A 17,678-nucleotide genomic window follows, 5' to 3' on the forward strand; every position below is an offset into this window, starting at 1 on the left:
GGGGGGGGCCCGCCCGCCCCGCGGGGGGGGGGCCCCCCGGGGGGCCCCCCCCCCCCCCCCCCAAACCCCCCCCCCCCCCCGCCCCCAAAACACCCCCCCCCCCCCCCCCCGGGCTGGGCCGCGGACCGGTGCCTGACGTGATGTCAGGCGGCCGACCCCGTGTACTCCTTCGCCTGCTCCGGCCTGCGGTGCCGGCCGCGCGGGGACGCTTCCGCGTCCTGCGTGGAGACCGGGCCCCGGTGCCTGCCGTGTCCGGCAGCGGCCTGTCCGCCCTCGGCGGAGTGCGGCTCGTTCGTGCTGACGTCGTTCATCGGAAGGAACTCACCCCGTAAACATGATCTTTCCTACAGCCGGGCGAGTGTAACCGGCACACCACCGCCCGGATCCAGGCGGCCACGCCGACCGCCACTACTTCGTTACCAACCGCCCCAAAGGCGCCTGCTGCAAGGGGACGGGACGGGGGGCGACGGGATCGCCGTGCGCGGGGAGTCCGGTGGGTGACGGGCCCCGGCCGTCGCCCGTGTGCTCGGCGCACGGCTGCAGCCGGCCGTCGGCGATGTGCGCGGTGCACAGGGGAAGCGGGCCGTCGACGATGTGCACGACGTACGACGACGACCGACCGCCGCCGCGCATGCCGTAGGGCGGGAGGGGACCTTCGTCCAGGGGCCCGGCGGGGGAGACGAGCCGGCCTTCGGCCATGAGCGCGGCGGGGGGTGGGGTGAGGCCTTCGTCCATGGGCTCGGCGGGGTGGGTGAGGCGGTCCTCGGCCGTGGGTGCGGCGGGGGACGAGGTGTGGTCTTCGTCCAGGGGCCCGGAGGGGTGGGTGGGGCGGCCTTGGTCCAGGGGCCCGGCGGGAAAGGCGAGGCGGCCTTCGGTCGTGGGCGTGGAGGCGGACGGCATCCGGCCTCCGGCCGCGGGGCCCACGGCGGTGGAGGGCCGGCCGTCGGGCGCGGGGCCGGGCACGGGCCCGGCGGATGCCGGGCCGCCCGGGACCTCCGGAAGGTCCACCGGTGGACGGAGGTCCAGACCCTCCCGCCGCCGCTCCTGCCCGAGCGCCCTCAGCCCGGCCACACCGCACGGCACCGCCCCGGTGGCGTACGGCAGCCGCAGCACCCCGTCCGCGGTCCACACCCCCGCACCCGCCAGCCACCCCGCCGGCGCCGGAAAGTGGTGCACCTGCCGCTCCGCCGGCCGCCACACCCCGACCCAGCTGCCGAACGCGCCGTCGACGCGCAGCGCCACCGCGCAGCTCTCCGGCGTCAGCATCTGCCCCGGCTGGATCGCGAACGGCGTGACCGCGCAGTCCGCCAGCCGCAGGCACTCCGGGAAACGCACCGGCAGCGTGCTGCCCAGCACCCCCCAGCCCAGCCGGTCCCGACCGGGTGACGGCGCGTCCGAGCGGATCAGCAGCAGCCCGCTGTCCGGGTCGGCGAGCAGCACCCGGTCGTCGCTCCCCTCGGTGATCTGCAGCAACGGGGACGTCTCACCGCCGCGCTCCAGGTCCACCACGACCGCCTTGGTGCGCCCGCCGGTCTCCCGGTCCAGTGCCAGCATCCGCCCCTCGCGGTCCAGCCACACCCCGCCCGAGCAGCGGCCGGGAACCTCCGCGAGCTGCTCGGGCCCGAACGCGCCCCCCGCCACCAGCCACACCACCGTCGACCGCCGGCCCACGGCGAGGGCGTACGCCCGCTCCCCGCCCGGCGCGGGCGGCAGCAGCCGCAGCCGGGTGTCCTCGTCCGGGCACTCGACCGTGCCCAGCGGCAGCTCACCGGTGCCGGGGCCGGTCGGGTACAGCAGGGAGAAGGCGTGCCGTCCGCCCGCCGGCCGGTGGATGAGGACCCGCCCGTCGTTCAGGGGCTGCACCTCGGTGCCGGGTTCCTCGGGCCGGCCGCCGGGCAGCGGCACCGCGTAGGGCTCGGGGCCGTCCAGGGTCCAACGCTCCGGGAAGAGGGAGTCGCCGGCCAGGGCGAGGCGTGCGGCGTAGGAACCGTCGGCGGTGATGGTGCAGCCCGCTCGCCCGGCTCCCTCCTCGTGTCCCGCCGCAGGTTCGATGGCACAGACCGTCATCGTTCGGTCACCTCCGGTGACGAAAGTAGGTCGCGCACGCACAGACGGCGAACCGGTGGGCCCGCACTTCACACGTAAGGGTGCTCCAGGAACGATTCGCCTGAGGAAGGGGCGGACGTGTGCTCCACGGGGTCACGACGCCGGCCGGCGGAAGCCGCCGGTTCGGGCGCACCAGGCGGCCCAGGTAGCCTTGGCGGCGTGCCCCGTCTGTCTGAAGTCATCGCCGCGCTGGAGAACCTGTGGCCCGCCGAGCGGGCCGAGTCCTGGGACGCGGTCGGCACCGTCGTGGGCGAGCCCGACCAGGAGGTCGCGCGGGTCCTGTTCGCCGTCGACCCGGTCCGGGAGATCGTCGACGAGGCGGTGGAGCTGGACGCGGACCTGCTGGTCACCCACCATCCGCTCTACCTGCGCGGGACGACCACGGTCGCGGCCTCCACCTCCAAGGGCCGCGTGGTGCACACCCTCATCAAGAACGACATCGCGCTGCACGTCGCCCACACCAACGCCGACACCGCCGACCCGGGGGTCTCCGACGCCCTCGCCGGCGCCCTGGACCTCAGGGTCGTACGGCCCCTGGTGCCGGACCCGGCCGACCCCGGGGGCCGCCGGGGCCTCGGCCGCGTCTGCGAACTGGACCACCCGCTGACCGTCCGCGACCTCGCCGCCCGCGCCGCCGAACGCCTCCCCGCCACCGCGCAGGGCATCCGCGTCGCCGGCGACCCCGACGCGCTCGTGCGCACGGTCGCCGTCAGCGGCGGCTCCGGCGACAGCCTCTTCGACCACGTCCGGGCCGCCGGCGTGGACGCCTTCCTCACCGCGGACCTGCGCCACCACCCGGCCTCGGAATTCATGGCGGACCGCGCCCAAAACCCCCTCGCGCTGCTCGACGCGGCGCACTGGGCCACCGAGTGGCCCTGGTGCGAGCTGGCCGCGGCCCAGCTCGACGAGATCTCCGACCGTCACGGATGGGGCCTTCGGGTCCACGTCTCGAAGACGGTCACCGACCCCTGGACCGCCCACGCGGCCTCCACCGCCACCACCGACACATCTGGAGCCCCCAACTGAACGCCGAGCCCGCCGACCAGATCCGACTCCTCGACGTCCAGGACCTCGACGTCCGCCTCCAGCAGCTCGCGCACAAGCGGAGGTCGCTGCCCGAGCACGCCGAGATCGAGTCGCTGAACCGGGACCTCGCCCAGCTGCGCGACCTGCTCGTCGCCGCGCAGACCGAGGAGAGCGACTGCGCCCGCGAGCAGACCAAGGCCGAGCAGGACGTCGACCAGGTGCGCCAGCGTGCCGCCCGCGACCAGAAGCGCCTCGACTCCGGTGCCGTCTCCTCGCCCAAGGACCTGGAGAACCTCCAGCACGAGATCGCCTCCCTCGCCAAGCGGCAGGGCGACCTGGAGGACGTGGTCCTGGAGGTCATGGAGCGCCGCGAGTCCGCGCAGGAGCGGGTCGCCGAGCTGACCGAGCGGGTCGGCTCCGTGCAGGGGAGGATCGACGACGCCACCGCGCGCCGGGACGCGGCCGTCGAGGGGATCGACGGCGAGGCGGCCTCGGTGACGAAGGAGCGCGAGGTCGTCGCGGGTTCCGTGCCGGACCCGCTGCTGAGCCTGTACGAGAAGCTGCGCGAGCAGCAGGGCGGCATCGGCGCGGCGAAGCTGTACGCCCGCACCTGCCAGGGCTGCCGCCAGGAACTCGCGATCACCGAGCTGAACGAGATCCGGTCCGCGGCGCCCGACACGGTGGTGCGCTGCGAGAACTGCCGGCGCATCCTGGTGCGTACGTCCGAGTCGGGGCTGTAGGGGTTCCGGCGGTGCGGGAGTTCATCGTCGAGGCGGACGGCGGGTCGCGGGGCAACCCGGGGCCCGCGGGCTACGGGGCCGTGGTGAGCGACGCGGCGACGGGGGAGACCCTGGTCGAGGTGGCCGAGTACCTCGGTGTCGCCACGAACAACGTCGCCGAGTACCGCGGCCTGCTGGCCGGCCTGCGCGCCGCCCACGAGCTGGACCCCCGGGCGCGGGTCCACGTCCGGATGGACTCCAAGCTCGTCATCGAGCAGATGACGGGCCGCTGGAAGATCAAGCACCCGGCGATGAAGCCGCTCGCGGCCCAGGCGGCGCGGGTCTTCGCGCCGGAGCGGGTCACCTACGAGTGGATCCCGCGCGCACAGAACAAGCACGCCGACCGCCTGGCCAACGAGGCGATGGACGCGGGCAAACGGGGCGAGGCGTGGTCGGCGGCGACCTCCCGGGCCGCCCTGGACGCCCCGCCGGCCCGTCCCGAGCCCGCGGCCCCGCCCGGCGACGCGGCAGCGGACGCGGCGAGGGTCCGCGCGGCACTGGCCCCGGCGGCGGGGGCCGGCGCCCCGTCCGTGGGTACCGATGCGTCCGTGGCCGACCGTGCCGGGGCCGAGGCGCGGACCGCCGGGGCGGGCCCCGCGTCCCAAGGCGCCACCGTTTCCGGGGCCGACGCGGACGCGCGGGCCGCACGGACCGCCGGGACCGGTGCCGCCGGGACGGACCCCGCGCCCCAAGGCGCCACCGTTTCCGGGGCCGACACGGACGCGCGGGCCGCACGGACCGCCGGCACCCGCGCCGCGTCCGGTGCCACCGGTGCCGGGGACGCCGGCGGTGGGACCGGTGCCGGGCGCACCGGGGCCGGTGCCGACGTCCGCGCCGCGCGGGCCGTCGCCACGCCCAGTGCCGGGTGGGCGCCCGCCGACCTGGGGCCGCCCGCGACCTTCGTGCTGCTGCGGCACGGTGAGACCCCGCTGACCCCGCAGAAGCGTTTCTCGGGCAGCGGCGGCAGCGACCCCTCCCTCTCCGGCGTCGGCCGGGAACAGGCCGAGAAGGCCGGCGAGTTCCTCGCCCGGCGCGGCACCGTCCAGGCGGTCGTCGCCTCGCCCCTCGCCCGTACCCGCGAGACCGCCGCCATCGTCGCCGCCCGTCTCGGCCTCGACGTGACCGTGGAGGACGGACTGCGCGAGACGGACTTCGGCGCCTGGGAGGGCCTCACCTTCGGCGAGGTCCGCGAACGCCACCCCGAGGACCTGAACGCCTGGCTGTCCTCCCCGGACGCCGAACCCACCGGCGGCGGCGAGAGCTTCGCGGCCACCGCCGTCCGGGTCGCCGCCACCCGCGACCGGCTGACCGCCGCGTACGCCGGCCGCACGGTGCTGCTCGTCACCCACGTGACACCGATCAAGACCTTCATACGCCTCGCGCTGGGCGCCCCGCCCGAGGCCCTGTTCCGCATGGAGCTGTCGGCGGCCTCCCTGTCCGCCGTGGCGTACTACGCCGACGGCAACGCCAGCGTCCGCCTGTTCAACGACACCTCGCACCTGCGCTGAGCCCCGCCGCCGCACGGGCCAGCGCCCCGACGCGGTCCCAGTCGCGGGCGGCCACCGCGTCCGCCGGAAGCATCCAGCTCCCGCCCACGCACCCCACGTTGGGCAGCGCCAGATACTCCGGCGCGGAGTCGGGGCCGATGCCCCCGGTCGGGCAGAAACGGGCCTGCGGGAGCGGACCGGCGAGCGACTTCAGGTACGCCGTCCCGCCCGCCGCCCGCGCCGGGAAGAACTTCATCTCCCGCACCCCCCGCTCGAGGAGCGCCACCACCTCCGAGGCGGTCGACACCCCCGGCAGGAACGGCACCCCGGACGCCCGCATGGCCTCCAGGAGCACGTCCGTCCACCCCGGGCTGACCAGGAACCGCGCCCCGGCCGCCACCGCCTCGCCCACCTGCTCCGGCGTGATCACCGTCCCGGCGCCGACCACGGCCTCGGGCACCTCGGCGGCGATCGCACGGATCGCGTCGAGCGCGGCGGGCGTCCGCAGGGTCACCTCGATCGCGGGCAGCCCGCCGCCGGCCAGCGCGCGCGCCAGCGGTACGGCGTCGGCGGCGTCCTCGACGACGACGACGGGCACGACGGGGGCGAGATCCAGCACGGAGGAGGGCAGGGGAGAGCGCATGGCGTCATCCTGCCCACACGGATGCGCACCGCGCAAAGGTCGTTGCACATCGTGCAATACGCGCTCAGTGCACCTCGTCCACCAGCACGTCCAGCGACCGGGCCGCCCCCGCCCTGGCCGGCGCCGCCGCCTCCACCTCGTACCCGAGGTCCCGCAGCGCCTCCACCAGCTCGGCGGGGTCCTCCGGCGCGGCCCCGGCCGTCAGCAGGCTCCGTACGATCCGCCCCTTGGTCGCCTTGTTGAAGTGGCTGACCACCTTCCGGGTCGGGGCGTGCAGCACGCGTACGGTCGCCGTCCGCCCGGCGACCTCGCCCTTCGGCCTCCAGGCCGCCGCGTACGCCGCCGACCGCAGGTCCAGCACCAGCCCGTCCCCGGCCGCCTCGGGCAGCACCTCCGCCATCGGCGCGCGCCAGTGCCCGCTCAGCGCGCCCAGTCCGGGCAGCTTCACACCCATCGAGAGACGGTAGGAAGGGATCCGGTCGGTGACCCGGACCGCACCCCACAGCCCGGAGAAGACCAGCAGGGACGCCGCCGCCCGCCGCTTCGCCGCCGCGTCCAGGGACGCCAGGTCCAGGGCGTCGTACAGCACCCCGGTGTAGATCTCCCCGGCGGGCCGCGCCCCGGCGGTCCGCAGCTCCGCGTTCTTCGCGACCTCGCCCCGCAGCCCCTCGCTCAGTCCGAGCACCTCGCGCGCCTTGTCCTCGTCGCCGGCGCACAGGTCCACCAGCTCGGCGAGGGCGGCCTCCCGCGCGGCGGCCAGCCCCGGCAGCGACAGCGACTCGGGCTTCAGCGGGGCACCGCGGCCGGAAGAGGCCTTGCCCTCGGACGGCGGCAGCAGGACAAGCACACGTACTCCTTCGATCGAGCTCGACGTCAGGGTACGGCGTGGGCCGGCCGGTCCAGTTCGGCGCCGTAGAGGACGGCCGGGTCGAAGCCCATCCCGGTGAAGTGCCCCGCCGGCTCCAGGGAGAGCACCCCGTGCAGCCGGGTCCAGAAGGACAGCGCGCGGCGCAGGGCGGCGGGGTCCGCGGGACGGCCGCCCGCCCACTGCCGGTGCTCGGCGAGATGGCCGCCGAGCCCGGTGCCGCCGGCCGGGCCCCCGGCGGGCCGGGCGGCGTCGAGGAGGCGATCTGCTCCCGGGCGCGCTCCTTGATCTCCGCGCGCACCTGGGCGCGGTACCGCTCACGAGGCGTCCGCGTGCCCTTGGCCGCCACGTGCCGTGTCCCCTCCGACAGCCGTCCGGTGAGACGCCGTCACCGGGGAGAGGGGGTGCAACGAGCGCACGGACGAGCCCCTCGGAGTCGTCCGCGTGGCGACACCGGCGGCCGTGGCGGGTTCTCCGGTCCGTACGGCCTCAGGAGAGGCGTTGACGTCGCGAGCGGGCGCTGTGGCGTCTGACGGACGACATGATCGTGTGCCACGATCGAGGGAACGGTTCCCTATCCCACGGACAGGTGATCATCCGATGCCCCAGTCTGGCGAGCGACCGAAGGAGGGGCGTGACATGACTGCCATGGCCCATGAGCCGCTCACGCAGGCGGACGTCCTGCTCGAGGGGTTCCTCGCCCTGGACACCCCGGAGGGTTTCCGGGCGGAGCTGATCGAAGGGGAGATCGTTGTGACGCCGCCGCCGGACGGGGATCACGAGGACTACATCGGGCTGATCGTGACGCAGGTGATCAAAGGATCCCGGACCGACATGCAATTCTCCGGGAACAAGGGGCTGAAGCTGAAAAGCGGTGGAGCGTGTCCGAAGGACCACGCCATCCCGGACGGCACCTTCGCGCCCACCGCACGGCGTCTCTACCGAGGAGCCGATCCCTGGATGCCGTGTGACGGCGTCGCCATGGTCCTGGAGGTGACGTCCGCCAAGCCGAAGGCCGACCGTGAGGCCAAGCGCCGCTGCTACGCCCGCGGAGGCATCCCCCTCTACCTCCTCGTCGACCGCGAAGCCTCCTCCATCACCCTGTTCAGCACCCCGGAGAGAGACGACTACCGGGAAAACTGCACCCGCCCCCTGGGCAAGCCGCTCTCCCTCCCCGACCCCTTCGCCTTCGACCTGGACACCGCCGACTTCCTCTGATCCCCTGAGGACGGGGGTGCGCGGTGACGGACGTACGGGAACAGGCCCGCTGGACCAGGGCGCGGCTGGGGCGGTGCGGTCCGCCGCTCGATCTGCTCACCGCCCGTTTCAGCCGGCACGAGTACGCCCCCCACGCCCACGACGAGTTCACGGTCGGCGTCACCGTCGGCGGCCTGGAGGCCATCGCCTACCGGGGCGGACGCATCGTGTCCGGGCCGGGCTCGATCGTCGTCCTCGAACCCGGCGAGATGCACACCGGCGGCCCCGCCGCCCCCGACGGCTACTCCTACCGCGCCCTCTACGCCGCCCCCGCCCTCCTCGCCGACGGCACCCTCGGCCCCGGCCTCCCGCACTTCCGCGAACCCGTCCTCGACGACCCCGAGCTGGCCGCCGCACTGCGCCGCGCCCACACCGCCCTCAGTGCCCGCCCCGACCCCCTGGAGGCGGAGTCCCGCCTGCCCTGGCTGCTCACCGCCCTCGCCCGCCGGCACTCCACGGCCCGCGCGGGCGACGACACGGTGACCGGCGCCGCCACCGTCGCCCTCGCCGTCCGCGACCGCCTCGCCGACGAACTCCTCGCCCCGCCCTCCCTCGCCGCACTCGCCGCCGACCTGGGCCTGTCCCGCTACCAGCTCCTGCGCGCCTTCCGCACGACGATGGGGGTGCCCCCGTACGCCTGGCTCGCCCAGTACCGGGTGACCCGGGCCCGCGCCCTGCTGGAGACCGGAGCGCGCCCCGCCGAGGTGGCCGGACTCGTCGGCTTCGCCGACCAGGCGCACCTGACCCGCTGGTTCCGCCGCGTGCTCGGGGTGACCCCGGCGGCGTACCGCAACAGCGTTCAAGACGGCGCCCGCTGACCCGGCCGACACTCACCGCATGACTGCACGCGGCTGGGCCCTGTTCTCCCTGATGGGAGTGGTCTGGGGCATCCCCTATCTGATGATCAAGGTGGCGGTGGACGAGGTGTCCCCGTCCACGGTGGTGTTCGTGCGCTGCGCCCTCGGCGCCCTGCTCCTGCTCCCCTTCGCCCTGCGCCAACCGGGTCTGGTCCGGAACGCGCGGACGCACTGGAAGCCGATGCTGGCGTTCGCGCTCATCGAGATCGTCGGCCCCTGGTACACCCTCACCGACGCCGAACGCCACCTGTCCAGCTCCACGGCGGGTCTGCTGATCGCGGGCGTACCCATCGCCGGCGTCCTGCTGGCCCGCCTCTTCGGCGCGGCGGAGTCGCTGGGCGCCCGCCGGATCACGGGCCTGGCGCTCGGTCTCGGTGGCGTCGGCGTCCTCACCGTCCCCCACCTGGCCGGCGGTGACGCCCTGTCCCTGGCGGAGGTCCTGGTGACGGTGGTCGGCTACGCCACGGCCCCCCTGATCGCCGACCGTCACCTGAAGGACGTCCCGACGCTGCACCTCATCACGCCCTGCCTGGCCCTGGCCGCCCTGGTGTACGCCCCCGGGGCGGCCGCGACCCGTCCGGCGGCCCTGCCCTCGGCCGAGGCCCTCACCGCCCTGGCCGCCCTCGGCGTCGTCTGCACGGCGATCGCCTTCGTCGCCTTCCTGGAGCTGATCAAGGAGGCCGGCCCGCTCCGCGCGTCGGTGATCACATACGTCAACCCGGCGGTCGCGGTGGCCGCCGGCGCCCTCTTCCTGGACGAACCACTGACCGCCCCCGTCCTGGCCGCCTTCGCCCTGATCCTCGCCGGCTCGGTCCTCGCGACGGCCGCCGCGCCGAAGCCCCGCCCACGCCCGGTACCATGGTCGGCACGGCAGACGAGCCGGGCGGGCGGCCGCGTGGAGTCCCTCACGGGACCCCCCGAGGAACGTCCGGGCTCCACAGGGCAGGGTGGTGGCTAACGGCCACCCGGGGTGACCCGCGGGACAGTGCCACAGAAAGCAGACCGCCGGAACTGCGCTCTTCTCGAAGAGGGCGGTCCCCGGTAAGGGTGAAACGGTGGTGTAAGAGACCACCAGCGCCTGAGGTGACTCAGGCGGCTAGGTAAACCCCACCCGGAGCAAGGTCAAGAGGAGACGCCTCCTCGAAGGAGAAGGCGTCTCTGCGCGGACGATCGAGGGCTGCCCGCCCGAGTCCGCGGGTAGACCGCACGAGGCCGGCGGCAACGCCGGCCCTAGATGGATGGCCGTCGCCGGCGGGCCCGCGAGGACCCGCCGGAACAGAACCCGGCGTACAGCCCGACTCGTCTGCCGCTCCCCGTCCGCCGCCGTCACGGAACCTTCACGATCGGCGGCATTCCCTCACCCCGAAGACCCTGCCGCCATGAGAGCCGGTGCGTGAACAGGGCTTGCCGTGCGTATAGTTGGCTGAAATTCGACAGCTCGTGCGGACGGGGAGCCGATGTACTCCAGGCAGCCGGGGCGATGTGACGTCGCGTCAGTTCCGTTCCCGCCCGCATTCCCGCCCTCACGCCGGGCCCGCCCGGTGTCGTCCCGGATACCACAGCGGGACGTACGAGCGATGGGTTCGCGACGAACTCGGATTGCTGACGGCCTGTGCAACAAGCGGGGCCTTCTCGCACATCAGGGTGATTAGCATGAGCCCTACGTGGTCGGAAGATCGCCTTCCTGTGGGCTGACCTTTTCCCGGCCCGCGGCTGCGTCGCGCGGCCGCCCCGATTCCCCCTGCTCTCACGACCGAGGGACCGCTCCATGCCAGTGCCTGCTTCGCCCAGCCAGCACCGATCGGTGGGGGCGCCGCGCACCTCGTTCGCCGCACGGGCGGCCGTGCTGGTGACGAGCGCCGCCGCCGGCGGCGCGGCGGTCGCCCTGGCACCGTCCGACGCCTCCACCTGGTCCCTGGCCGTGGTCGCGGCCGCCTGGGTGTGCGTCGTCGTCACCGTCCTCGTCGACCACCGGCTCCTCCGCCGGGCCCGGAGCGCGGCCGCCGAGCGGGAGTCGGAGAACGGCCGTCTCAAGGCCGAGTCGGCCCGGCTGTCGGCCGAGATCTCCCACCTGGCCGGTGTGACGCTGCCCGCCGTGGCCAAGCGGCTGCGGGAGGGCACGAGCGCGGCCGAGGTGCTGGGCAGCGTGCCGCCGCCGTCCGACCCGCAACTGCAGCGGCTCACGCACGCCTTCGCCGTCACCGTCGAGGAGGACGCGCGGCGGGCGGCCGCCCTGGACGGCGAGTACCGCAGGATGCGCAGCGAGGTGGACCGGGCGGCGGCCGAGCACGAGCGCCTCGTGCGGGAGACGCTGCCCGCCGCGGTCGCCCGGCTGCGCGAGGGCCGCTCCGCCGACACCGTGCTCGCCGAGGCCGACCTGCCCGAGCTGCCGGCGCTGCGCGCCCCGGCCGAATCGTTCATCCGTGAGCTCGCCCACAGCGAGCGGCGCGCCGCCGCGGCGCAGGCCGCCTCCGCCAAGGCGCTCAGCCGCGTCCAGGCCAAGGCCGTGCGGATGCTCGCCGACCTGCGGGAGATGCAGGAGCGGCACGCCGGGGACGTCTTCGGGGACCTGCTGAAGCTGGACCACAGCACCTCCCAGCTGGGCCTGATGACCGACCGGCTGGCGCTGCTCATGGGCGGCAGGTCCAGCCGCGCCTGGAACAAGCCGATCGTGATGGAGAGCATCCTGCGCGGTGCCGTCGGCCGCATCGCCGCCTACCAGCGGGTGCGCCTGCACTGCTCCACCCGCGCCGCGGTCTCCGGCTTCGCCGCCGAGGGCGTGATGCACCTGCTCGCCGAGCTGATGGACAACGCCGCGAACTTCTCCCCGCCCATCGACGAGGTGCACGTCTACGTCGAGGATCGCAGCGCCGGCATCGTCGTCACCATCGAGGACAGCGGCCTGAAGATGGCCGACGCGGCGATGCGCCGCGCCGAGGAGGCCGTGAGCGGCAACGTCGCCGACCTCGCCTCGCTGCAGGGCACCCGGCTCGGCCTGGCCGTGGTGGGACGGCTCGCGGCGAAGTACGGCATCAGCGTCAACTACCGCCCCTCCTCCCGCGGCGGCACCGGCGTCGTCGTGCTGCTGCCCCTGCACCTGCTCGCCCAGCAGCGCGACACGGTCCCGCACGAGACGGCCCCCCGGCCCGAGGCGATGCCCGACGCGCTCGCGCCCGTCCCGCTGCCCGACACCCCCGTCCGTCCCGCGGCCGCCGCACTGCCCCCGGCCGCCGAGCACTCCACCGCCCGGCCCGAGCTGCCCGACACCCCCGTCCGTCCCGCGGCCGCCGCACTGCCCCCGGCCGCCGGGCGCCCCGCCGCCCGGCCCGAGCTGCCCGAACAGGGACGGCACCGGCGGCCCGACGGCACCACGCCGAACGGTCTGCCGGTCCGCGCCCCCGGCCGCACCATGGCCGAGGCGGAGCGCGAGCGCGAGCAGCGCCAGTCGACGTCCGGGCAAGCCGACGACACGGCGTCGACGCGGCGCCCGGCACGCGACGCGGGCTCGCGGTTCGGCGCCTTCCACCGCGCACGGCAGTCCGGGAACGGCACCGCCGGACCGGCCGCCCGGCCCGGGGCGGAGCCGCCCGCGGCTCCGTAGCCCCGCCTCTTCCCGTACGGCGTCAGCCCCGCCCTTTCCCGTACGGCGCCAGCCCCACCCCTTCCCGTACGGCGCCCGGGGCGACGGCGCCCCTTCCCGCTCGAGTTCGTGAGATAGGAGGAACGGGCCGGTGACCGGTCAGCCGGACACCACCGTCCCATCACCCACCATGCAGACCACCGACAACAGCCTCAGCTGGCTCCTGCAGGGTCTCCTGGAACAGACCCCCGGCGCACGTCACGCCCTGGTCCTGTCCCGGGACGGCCTGAAACTCTGCTGGAGCGAGCACCTGACGCTCGACCGGGCCGACCAGCTGTCGGCGATCTGCTCCGGCATCCAGGCCCTCGCCCAGGGCGCCTCCATGGAGTTCGGCGACGGCACCGGCGGCGTCCGGCAGTCGATGACCGAGTTCCACGGCGGCCTGCTCTTCATCGTGGAGGCCGGCGAGGGCGCGCACCTCGCCGTCGTCGCCGGTGAGGACGCCGACCCCGGAGTGATCGGCCACCAGATGACGGAGCTGGTCGAGCAGATCGGCGAGCACCTGCGGGCCGAGCCGCGGGACCACGCGCGCGGGAGTGCCACATCGTGACGCGCAAACCCGTCGACACGGGTGCCCCGGACCGGCTCTACACCGTCACCGGTGGACGGAGCCACGCCGACGAGTCCTTCGACCTGGTCACCCTCATCGTCAGCGAGAGCGGACCGGTGCCGGGGATGCAGTCGGAGCACGCCCGGATCCTGGAGCTGTGCCGGCACCCCACCGCCGTCGTCGAGATCGCCGCGGAGCTCGGGCTGCCGGTCATGGTGGTGCGGATCCTGCTCGGCGACCTGCTGGACACGGGCCGCATCACCGCCCGCCACCCGCGCGCGGCGCCGTCCATCGCCTCCCTGCCTGATTCCGCCCTACTCCAAGAGGTCCTCCATGGGCTCCGCAACCTCTGAGCTGCCCTCCCACCGCACACCGCTGAACGACACCGCGGAGACCGGTCTGAAGATCGTCGTCGTGGGCGGCTTCGGCGTCGGCAAGACGACCCTGGTCCGCTCCGTGAGCGAGATCCGGCCACTCAACACCGAGGAGGTGATGACCCAGGCCGGCGTGGGCGTCGACGAGACCAGCGCGGTGAGGGCGAAGACCACCACGACGGTCGCGTTCGACTTCGGGCGGATCAGCCTCAACGACCGCATGGTGCTGTACCTGTTCGGCGCGCCCGGCCAGGAGCGCTTCTGGTTCCTGTGGGACAGGCTGTTCTCCGGCACACTGGGCGCCGTGGTCCTCGTGGACACGCGCCGGATGGACGACTCCTGGTACGCGATCGACAGGCTGGAGCACCACCGCACCCCCTTCGTGGTGGCCGTGAACCGGTTCGACGACGACAGCGAACGGTACTCCCTGGACGAGATCCGCCAGGCGCTCGCCCTGCCCGCGCACGTGCCGATGGTCGACTGCGACGCACGGGTCCGGCACTCCGGCAAGGACGTACTGATCACCCTCGTGAACCACCTCCACGACATGGCCATCGCCGAGGAGGCGACACTGTGACCGACTCCGGCCCCTTCGCGCACCCGGCGCCCCCGGGGTGCCCCGCCCACTCCGGCGCGGTGCCTCTGACGGGGCTCGAGTACCAGCAGACGCCGTCGCAGCTCTACCGCGCGCTGCGCAGGGACCACGGCCCCGTCGCGCCCGTGCTGCTCGACGGCGGCATCCCGGCCTGGCTGGTGCTGGGCTACTCCGAGCTCACGTACGTGACCAGCCACGACGAGCTGTTCGCGCGGGACTCGAGGCGCTGGAACCAGTGGGAGAACATCCCGCCGGACTGGCCGCTGCTGCCCTTCGTCGGATACCAGCCGTCGGTGCTGTTCACCGAGGGCGAGGAGCACCGGCGGCGGGCCGGGGTGATCACCGAGGCGCTGGAGGGGGTCGACCAGTTCGAGCTCTCCCACGACTGCCTGCTGATCGCCGACGACCTCATCGCCCGGTTCGCCGGCAGCGGCCAGGCGGAGCTGATGGCCGACTACGCGCACGCCCTGCCGATGCGCACCGTGGTGCAGCTGTGCGGGATGCCGACCTCGGGCGAGGACACCCGCCGGCTCGTCGAGGACCTGCGGATCTCCCTGGACGCGGGGGAGGGCGACGACCCGGTGGCGGCGTACGGGCGCGTGGGGGAGCGGCTGCGGCAGCTGGTGAAGGACAAGCGGGCCGCCCCCGGCCCCGACATCACCTCGCGCATGCTGACGCACCCGGCGGGCCTGACGGACGAGGAGATCGTCCAGGACCTGATCTCCGTGATCGCGGCGGCGCAGCAGCCGACGGCGAACTGGATCTGCAACACGCTGCGGCTGCTGCTGACGGACGAGCGGTTCGCCGTGAACGTCTCGGGCGGCCGGCTCAGCGTGGGCGAGGCCCTCAACGAGGTGCTGTGGCTGGACACGCCGACGCAGAACTTCATCGGCCGGTGGGCCGTGCGGGACGTCCAGCTGGGCGGGCGGCAGATCCGGGCCGGCGACTGCCTGGTGCTGGGGCTGGCCGCCGCCAACACCGACCCGCAGATCTGGCCGGAGGGACACGTGGGCGCGGAGAACGCCGCGCACCTGTCGTTCAGCAACGGTGAGCACCGCTGCCCGTACCCGGCCCCGCTGCTGGCGGACGTGATGGCGCGGACGGCGGTCGAGACGCTGCTGGAGCGGCTGCCCGACCTGGTGCTGGCGGTGGACCCGCAGGAACTGACCTGGCGCCCGTCGATCTGGATGCGAGGGCTGTCGGCGCTTCCGGTGCAGTTCACGCCGGTGGTGCAGTAGCGCGGGTTGCCGGGCCCGTGGAAGGGCCCGGAATCCGGCGCGGACCGGCGGGTGGAGCCGCGGGGCGGGACTGACGGACGGGGCCGGCGGACGGGGCCGGCCGGTACGGGTCAGCTCCTCACGGGGGTGAACCGCACCGGCAGGCTCTGCGGCCCGCGGGTGAACACGCCCTGCTCGGCCGGTTCGAACCCGTCGGCGAGACGCACGTCGGGCATGGCGTCGAGGAGCTGGTCGACGCCGATCTCCACCTCCGCCTTGGCCAGCAGCGCGCCGACGCAGAAGTGCCGGCCGAGCGCGAAGGCGAGATGGTCGGCGGCGGCGGAGAAGGCGGTCGTGGTGGTGAGGTCCTCGCGGAAGATGTCGAAGCGGTCGGCCTCGCGGTAGCGGTTCTCGTCGCGGTTGGCGGCACCTATCAGACAGGTGACGGTGGCGCCCGCGGGCACGGTGCCGCCGCTGAGCTCCACCTCCGTCGCCGACTGCCGCATGATCATGTGGACGGGCGGGGTGAACCGCAGGGTCTCGGCGAAGGCGCGCGGGATCAGCGAGCGGTCCGCGCGGACGGCGGCGAGCTGGTCGGGGTGGAGCAGCAGGTTCGCGAAGATGCCGGCGATGGCCTTGTCGGTGGTCTCACCGCCCGCGGCCAGCAGCAGGCTGCAGAACGCCTTGACGTCCTCGTCGCTCATCCGCACCCCGTCGACCTCGGCGGCGCACAGCACGGACAGCAGGTCGTCGCCCGGGTTCTCGCGGCGTTCCCGGATGATCGGCAGCATGTACTCGGCGAACTCCACCCGGGTCCGCTCGCCGGCCGCCGTCACCCCGGGGTCGCCCGACAGGTTCCCGAGGAAGGCGATGACGGCCGTGTACCAGCGGTGGAAACGGGGGTGGTCGGCCTTGTCCAGGCCCAGCATGTCGGCGATGACGTTGACCGGGAAACGGGTGGCGTAGTCGGTGACCAGATCGGCGGAGCCGGTGTGCCGGAAACCGTCGATCAGCTCGCGGGAGTTGCGCTCGATGACCGGCAGGAACTTCCGCTCCAGGTCGCTGCCGCGGAAGGCGGGGGCGACCAGGGCCCGGCGCACGGCGTGCTCCCGCCCGCTCATTTGGAGGATCGTTTTGCCGTGCACGGGCTCGAGCTGCCAGGCGTAGTTGTCGGTGGTGAACTCGCCGGCCTTGTCCTTGAAGACGCGCTCGACGTCCTCGTAGCGCGAGACGATGTAGCTCTTCGTCGCCTCGTGCCAGATGAGGGGCGCGCTGTCCCGCATCACCCGGTAGGCGGGGTAGGGGTCGGCGGCGAACTCGGGCGAGAGGATGTCGGGCACCTGCTGGGCGGTGGACATGGAACTCCCTGCGATCGTGTCTTCGTGTACCGCACAAGGTTATTGATCAACTATCGGATGCAACAGAGCACTTGGTGACCGACCGTGCCGACAGCGACATCGGCCGAAAACCGCCCCTCGCAGGTGCCGTCGGTGCGGGCGGTGCCTGTAAGCGTGAGGACCGGGACGTCGCGCCCCGGCCCTCACGTCGCGTCGCCGCGATCGAATGCGCCGAGGTCACTGATCGTCGGGCCAGAGGCGGAAGGCGGCGTGGCCGGTCAGGGGGCGCACGGTCCGGAAGTGGCGGCGGTCCAGGGTCAGCACGGCGTCCGTTCGGTACTCGGACGCCATGACGACGTTCATGGTGTCCGTGAGGCCGATCTGCGGATAGCGCCGCATCGTGACCAGCGCGGTCGACAGGTGCGGTTCGATCTCGGGCACCGCGTACCGTCGTACGGCGACGCGGTCGCGGATGTGGGCGAGCGCACCGTGCGCGGCGTCGGGGCCGACCCTCGTGGTCAGCAGGTAGTCGAGTTTGGCTGGCATCAGGGGAGTCAGCACTAAGTGCGCGGCACACGCCCCCGCGGCGCGGCACTCCCTGTGCTCCGGATCGGTTACGTCGTAGTAGGCGAACAGTCCGGATGTGTCGGCGATCAACACGGTCACGCCCCGAACCCCTCCAGGTAGGTGCCGCGGCCCGCCGACCAGTCCACGGGCGAGACGCTGTGGAACACAGGAGCCTCGTCGTTCTCACTCATGGGGTCGGTCGGGAAGGGGGAGACGGGTACCGTCTCGTCGCTCACTGGAGCGAGTATGGCCACCGGCCGTCCGTTCTTAGTTACCGTGATGCGCTCGCCACGTTCCGCGGCAGCGAGGATCTTCGAGGCGTTCCGATGGAACTCACGGGCGGTCGTCTCCATGTAGTACCTCGTAGTACAGGCGTCA

The 17,678-nt window shown here is 73.9% G+C and carries 16 protein-coding genes, 1 other RNA gene and 3 pseudogenes; 12 read left to right on the forward strand and 8 right to left on the reverse strand.

Annotated elements, in window-relative coordinates:
- Positions 1–143: 143 nt before the first annotated feature.
- Positions 144–311 (reverse strand): hypothetical protein, encoded by a 168-nt coding sequence (locus ACFY3N_RS27990; RefSeq protein WP_390819526.1) that lies wholly within the window; start codon positions 309–311, stop codon positions 144–146.
- A 748-nt stretch (positions 312–1,059) separates the two neighbouring features.
- A pseudogene (locus tag ACFY3N_RS27995) lies at positions 1,060–2,067 on the reverse strand (hypothetical protein); the annotation flags it as partial.
- Positions 2,068–2,265: 198 nt separating this feature from the next.
- Between ACFY3N_RS27995 and ACFY3N_RS28000 the strand changes: the two are divergent.
- The 3 genes from ACFY3N_RS28000 to ACFY3N_RS28010 are packed head-to-tail and all read left to right on the forward strand — an operon-like array spanning position 2,266 to position 5,419.
- Positions 2,266–3,132 carry a Nif3-like dinuclear metal center hexameric protein gene (locus tag ACFY3N_RS28000; RefSeq protein WP_390819527.1) on the forward strand — a complete coding sequence of 289 codons (867 nt, stop codon included), beginning with the start codon at positions 2,266–2,268 and terminating at the stop codon, positions 3,130–3,132.
- Complete coding sequence (locus ACFY3N_RS28005; protein WP_390819634.1) at positions 3,129–3,872, forward strand: zinc ribbon domain-containing protein; 744 nt, start codon at positions 3,129–3,131, stop codon at positions 3,870–3,872. Before ACFY3N_RS28000 ends, ACFY3N_RS28005 begins: the two co-directional genes overlap by 4 nt.
- A gap of 11 nt (positions 3,873–3,883) precedes the next feature.
- A complete protein-coding gene (locus tag ACFY3N_RS28010; protein ID WP_390819528.1) occupies positions 3,884–5,419 on the forward strand; it encodes a bifunctional RNase H/acid phosphatase in 1,536 nt (511 codons plus the stop codon).
- Here ACFY3N_RS28010 and eda read toward each other — a convergent pair.
- The 3 genes and pseudogenes from eda to ACFY3N_RS28025 all read right to left on the reverse strand — a co-directional run.
- The gene (gene eda, locus ACFY3N_RS28015; protein ID WP_390819529.1) at positions 5,394–6,041 is read right to left on the reverse strand and encodes a bifunctional 4-hydroxy-2-oxoglutarate aldolase/2-dehydro-3-deoxy-phosphogluconate aldolase; all 648 of its coding nucleotides are present in this window, start codon (positions 6,039–6,041) and stop codon (positions 5,394–5,396) included. The genes ACFY3N_RS28010 and eda overlap by 26 nt on opposite strands.
- A 64-nt stretch (positions 6,042–6,105) precedes the next feature.
- Positions 6,106–6,888, reverse strand: coding sequence for a peroxide stress protein YaaA (gene yaaA / locus ACFY3N_RS28020; RefSeq protein ID WP_390819531.1), 783 nt, complete (start codon positions 6,886–6,888; stop codon positions 6,106–6,108).
- Between the two features lie 26 nt (positions 6,889–6,914).
- Positions 6,915–7,166 (reverse strand): annotated as a pseudogene (locus tag ACFY3N_RS28025) (WHG domain-containing protein); the annotation flags it as partial.
- Between the two features lie 379 nt (positions 7,167–7,545).
- Here ACFY3N_RS28025 and ACFY3N_RS28030 point away from each other — a divergent pair.
- From ACFY3N_RS28030 to ACFY3N_RS28070, 9 genes and pseudogenes are all read left to right on the forward strand, one after another.
- Positions 7,546–8,124, forward strand: a complete 579-nt coding sequence (locus ACFY3N_RS28030) for a Uma2 family endonuclease (protein ID WP_390819532.1) — start codon at positions 7,546–7,548, stop codon at positions 8,122–8,124.
- A 23-nt stretch (positions 8,125–8,147) separates the two neighbouring features.
- Positions 8,148–8,981: an AraC family transcriptional regulator gene (locus tag ACFY3N_RS28035; RefSeq protein ID WP_390819533.1), complete on the forward strand. Its 834-nt coding sequence runs from the start codon at positions 8,148–8,150 to the stop codon at positions 8,979–8,981.
- Between the two features lie 82 nt (positions 8,982–9,063).
- Positions 9,064–9,828 (forward strand): annotated as a pseudogene (locus tag ACFY3N_RS28040) (DMT family transporter); the annotation flags it as partial.
- A 67-nt stretch (positions 9,829–9,895) separates the two neighbouring features.
- Positions 9,896–10,326, forward strand: an RNA gene (gene rnpB / locus ACFY3N_RS28045) — RNase P RNA component class A.
- A 462-nt stretch (positions 10,327–10,788) separates the two neighbouring features.
- On the forward strand, positions 10,789–12,621 hold the full coding sequence (locus ACFY3N_RS28050; RefSeq protein WP_390819534.1) for an ATP-binding protein: 1,833 nt from the start codon (positions 10,789–10,791) through the stop codon (positions 12,619–12,621).
- A gap of 169 nt (positions 12,622–12,790) precedes the next feature.
- A complete protein-coding gene (locus ACFY3N_RS28055) occupies positions 12,791–13,210 on the forward strand; it encodes a roadblock/LC7 domain-containing protein (protein WP_390819535.1) in 420 nt (139 codons plus the stop codon).
- Positions 13,207–13,563 (forward strand): DUF742 domain-containing protein, encoded by a 357-nt coding sequence (locus ACFY3N_RS28060; protein WP_390819536.1) that lies wholly within the window; start codon positions 13,207–13,209, stop codon positions 13,561–13,563. The genes ACFY3N_RS28055 and ACFY3N_RS28060 overlap by 4 nt, the downstream gene beginning before the upstream one ends.
- A complete protein-coding gene (locus tag ACFY3N_RS28065; RefSeq protein ID WP_390819537.1) occupies positions 13,544–14,161 on the forward strand; it encodes an ATP/GTP-binding protein in 618 nt (205 codons plus the stop codon). Before ACFY3N_RS28060 ends, ACFY3N_RS28065 begins: the two co-directional genes overlap by 20 nt.
- Complete coding sequence (locus ACFY3N_RS28070; protein ID WP_390819538.1) at positions 14,158–15,417, forward strand: cytochrome P450; 1,260 nt, start codon at positions 14,158–14,160, stop codon at positions 15,415–15,417. The genes ACFY3N_RS28065 and ACFY3N_RS28070 overlap by 4 nt, the downstream gene beginning before the upstream one ends.
- 110 nt (positions 15,418–15,527) lie before the next feature.
- On the opposite strand, the gene ACFY3N_RS28075 is transcribed toward ACFY3N_RS28070, so the two are convergent.
- The 3 genes from ACFY3N_RS28075 to ACFY3N_RS28085 form a co-directional block, all read right to left on the reverse strand.
- Entirely contained in the window at positions 15,528–16,754 is a 1,227-nt protein-coding gene (locus tag ACFY3N_RS28075; protein WP_390819539.1) for a cytochrome P450, read from the reverse strand.
- Between the two features lie 216 nt (positions 16,755–16,970).
- Entirely contained in the window at positions 16,971–17,279 is a 309-nt protein-coding gene (locus ACFY3N_RS28080; RefSeq protein WP_390819540.1) for a VapC toxin family PIN domain ribonuclease, read from the reverse strand.
- Between the two features lie 116 nt (positions 17,280–17,395).
- Positions 17,396–17,653, reverse strand: a complete 258-nt coding sequence (locus ACFY3N_RS28085; protein ID WP_390819541.1) for a type II toxin-antitoxin system Phd/YefM family antitoxin — start codon at positions 17,651–17,653, stop codon at positions 17,396–17,398.
- Between the last annotated feature and the right edge of the window lie 25 nt (positions 17,654–17,678).

Origin of the sequence: Streptomyces sp. NPDC000348, from assembly GCF_042898795.1 — a bacterium.
Taxonomy (GTDB): domain Bacteria; phylum Actinomycetota; class Actinomycetes; order Streptomycetales; family Streptomycetaceae; genus Streptomyces.

Coding starts and splice junctions, on each gene's coding strand:
- ACFY3N_RS27990 (WP_390819526.1), bottom strand. CDS start 311: ATGAACGACGTCAGCACGAACGAGCCGCACTCCGCCGAGGGCGGACAG.
- eda (WP_390819529.1), bottom strand. CDS start 6,041: ATGCGCTCTCCCCTGCCCTCCTCCGTGCTGGATCTCGCCCCCGTCGTG.
- ACFY3N_RS28030 (WP_390819532.1), top strand. CDS start 7,546: ATGACTGCCATGGCCCATGAGCCGCTCACGCAGGCGGACGTCCTGCTC.
- ACFY3N_RS28050 (WP_390819534.1), top strand. CDS start 10,789: ATGCCAGTGCCTGCTTCGCCCAGCCAGCACCGATCGGTGGGGGCGCCG.
- ACFY3N_RS28055 (WP_390819535.1), top strand. CDS start 12,791: ATGCAGACCACCGACAACAGCCTCAGCTGGCTCCTGCAGGGTCTCCTG.
- ACFY3N_RS28065 (WP_390819537.1), top strand. CDS start 13,544: ATGGGCTCCGCAACCTCTGAGCTGCCCTCCCACCGCACACCGCTGAAC.
- ACFY3N_RS28075 (WP_390819539.1), bottom strand. CDS start 16,754: ATGTCCACCGCCCAGCAGGTGCCCGACATCCTCTCGCCCGAGTTCGCC.
- ACFY3N_RS28080 (WP_390819540.1), bottom strand. CDS start 17,279: ATGCCAGCCAAACTCGACTACCTGCTGACCACGAGGGTCGGCCCCGAC.
- ACFY3N_RS28085 (WP_390819541.1), bottom strand. CDS start 17,653: ATGGAGACGACCGCCCGTGAGTTCCATCGGAACGCCTCGAAGATCCTC.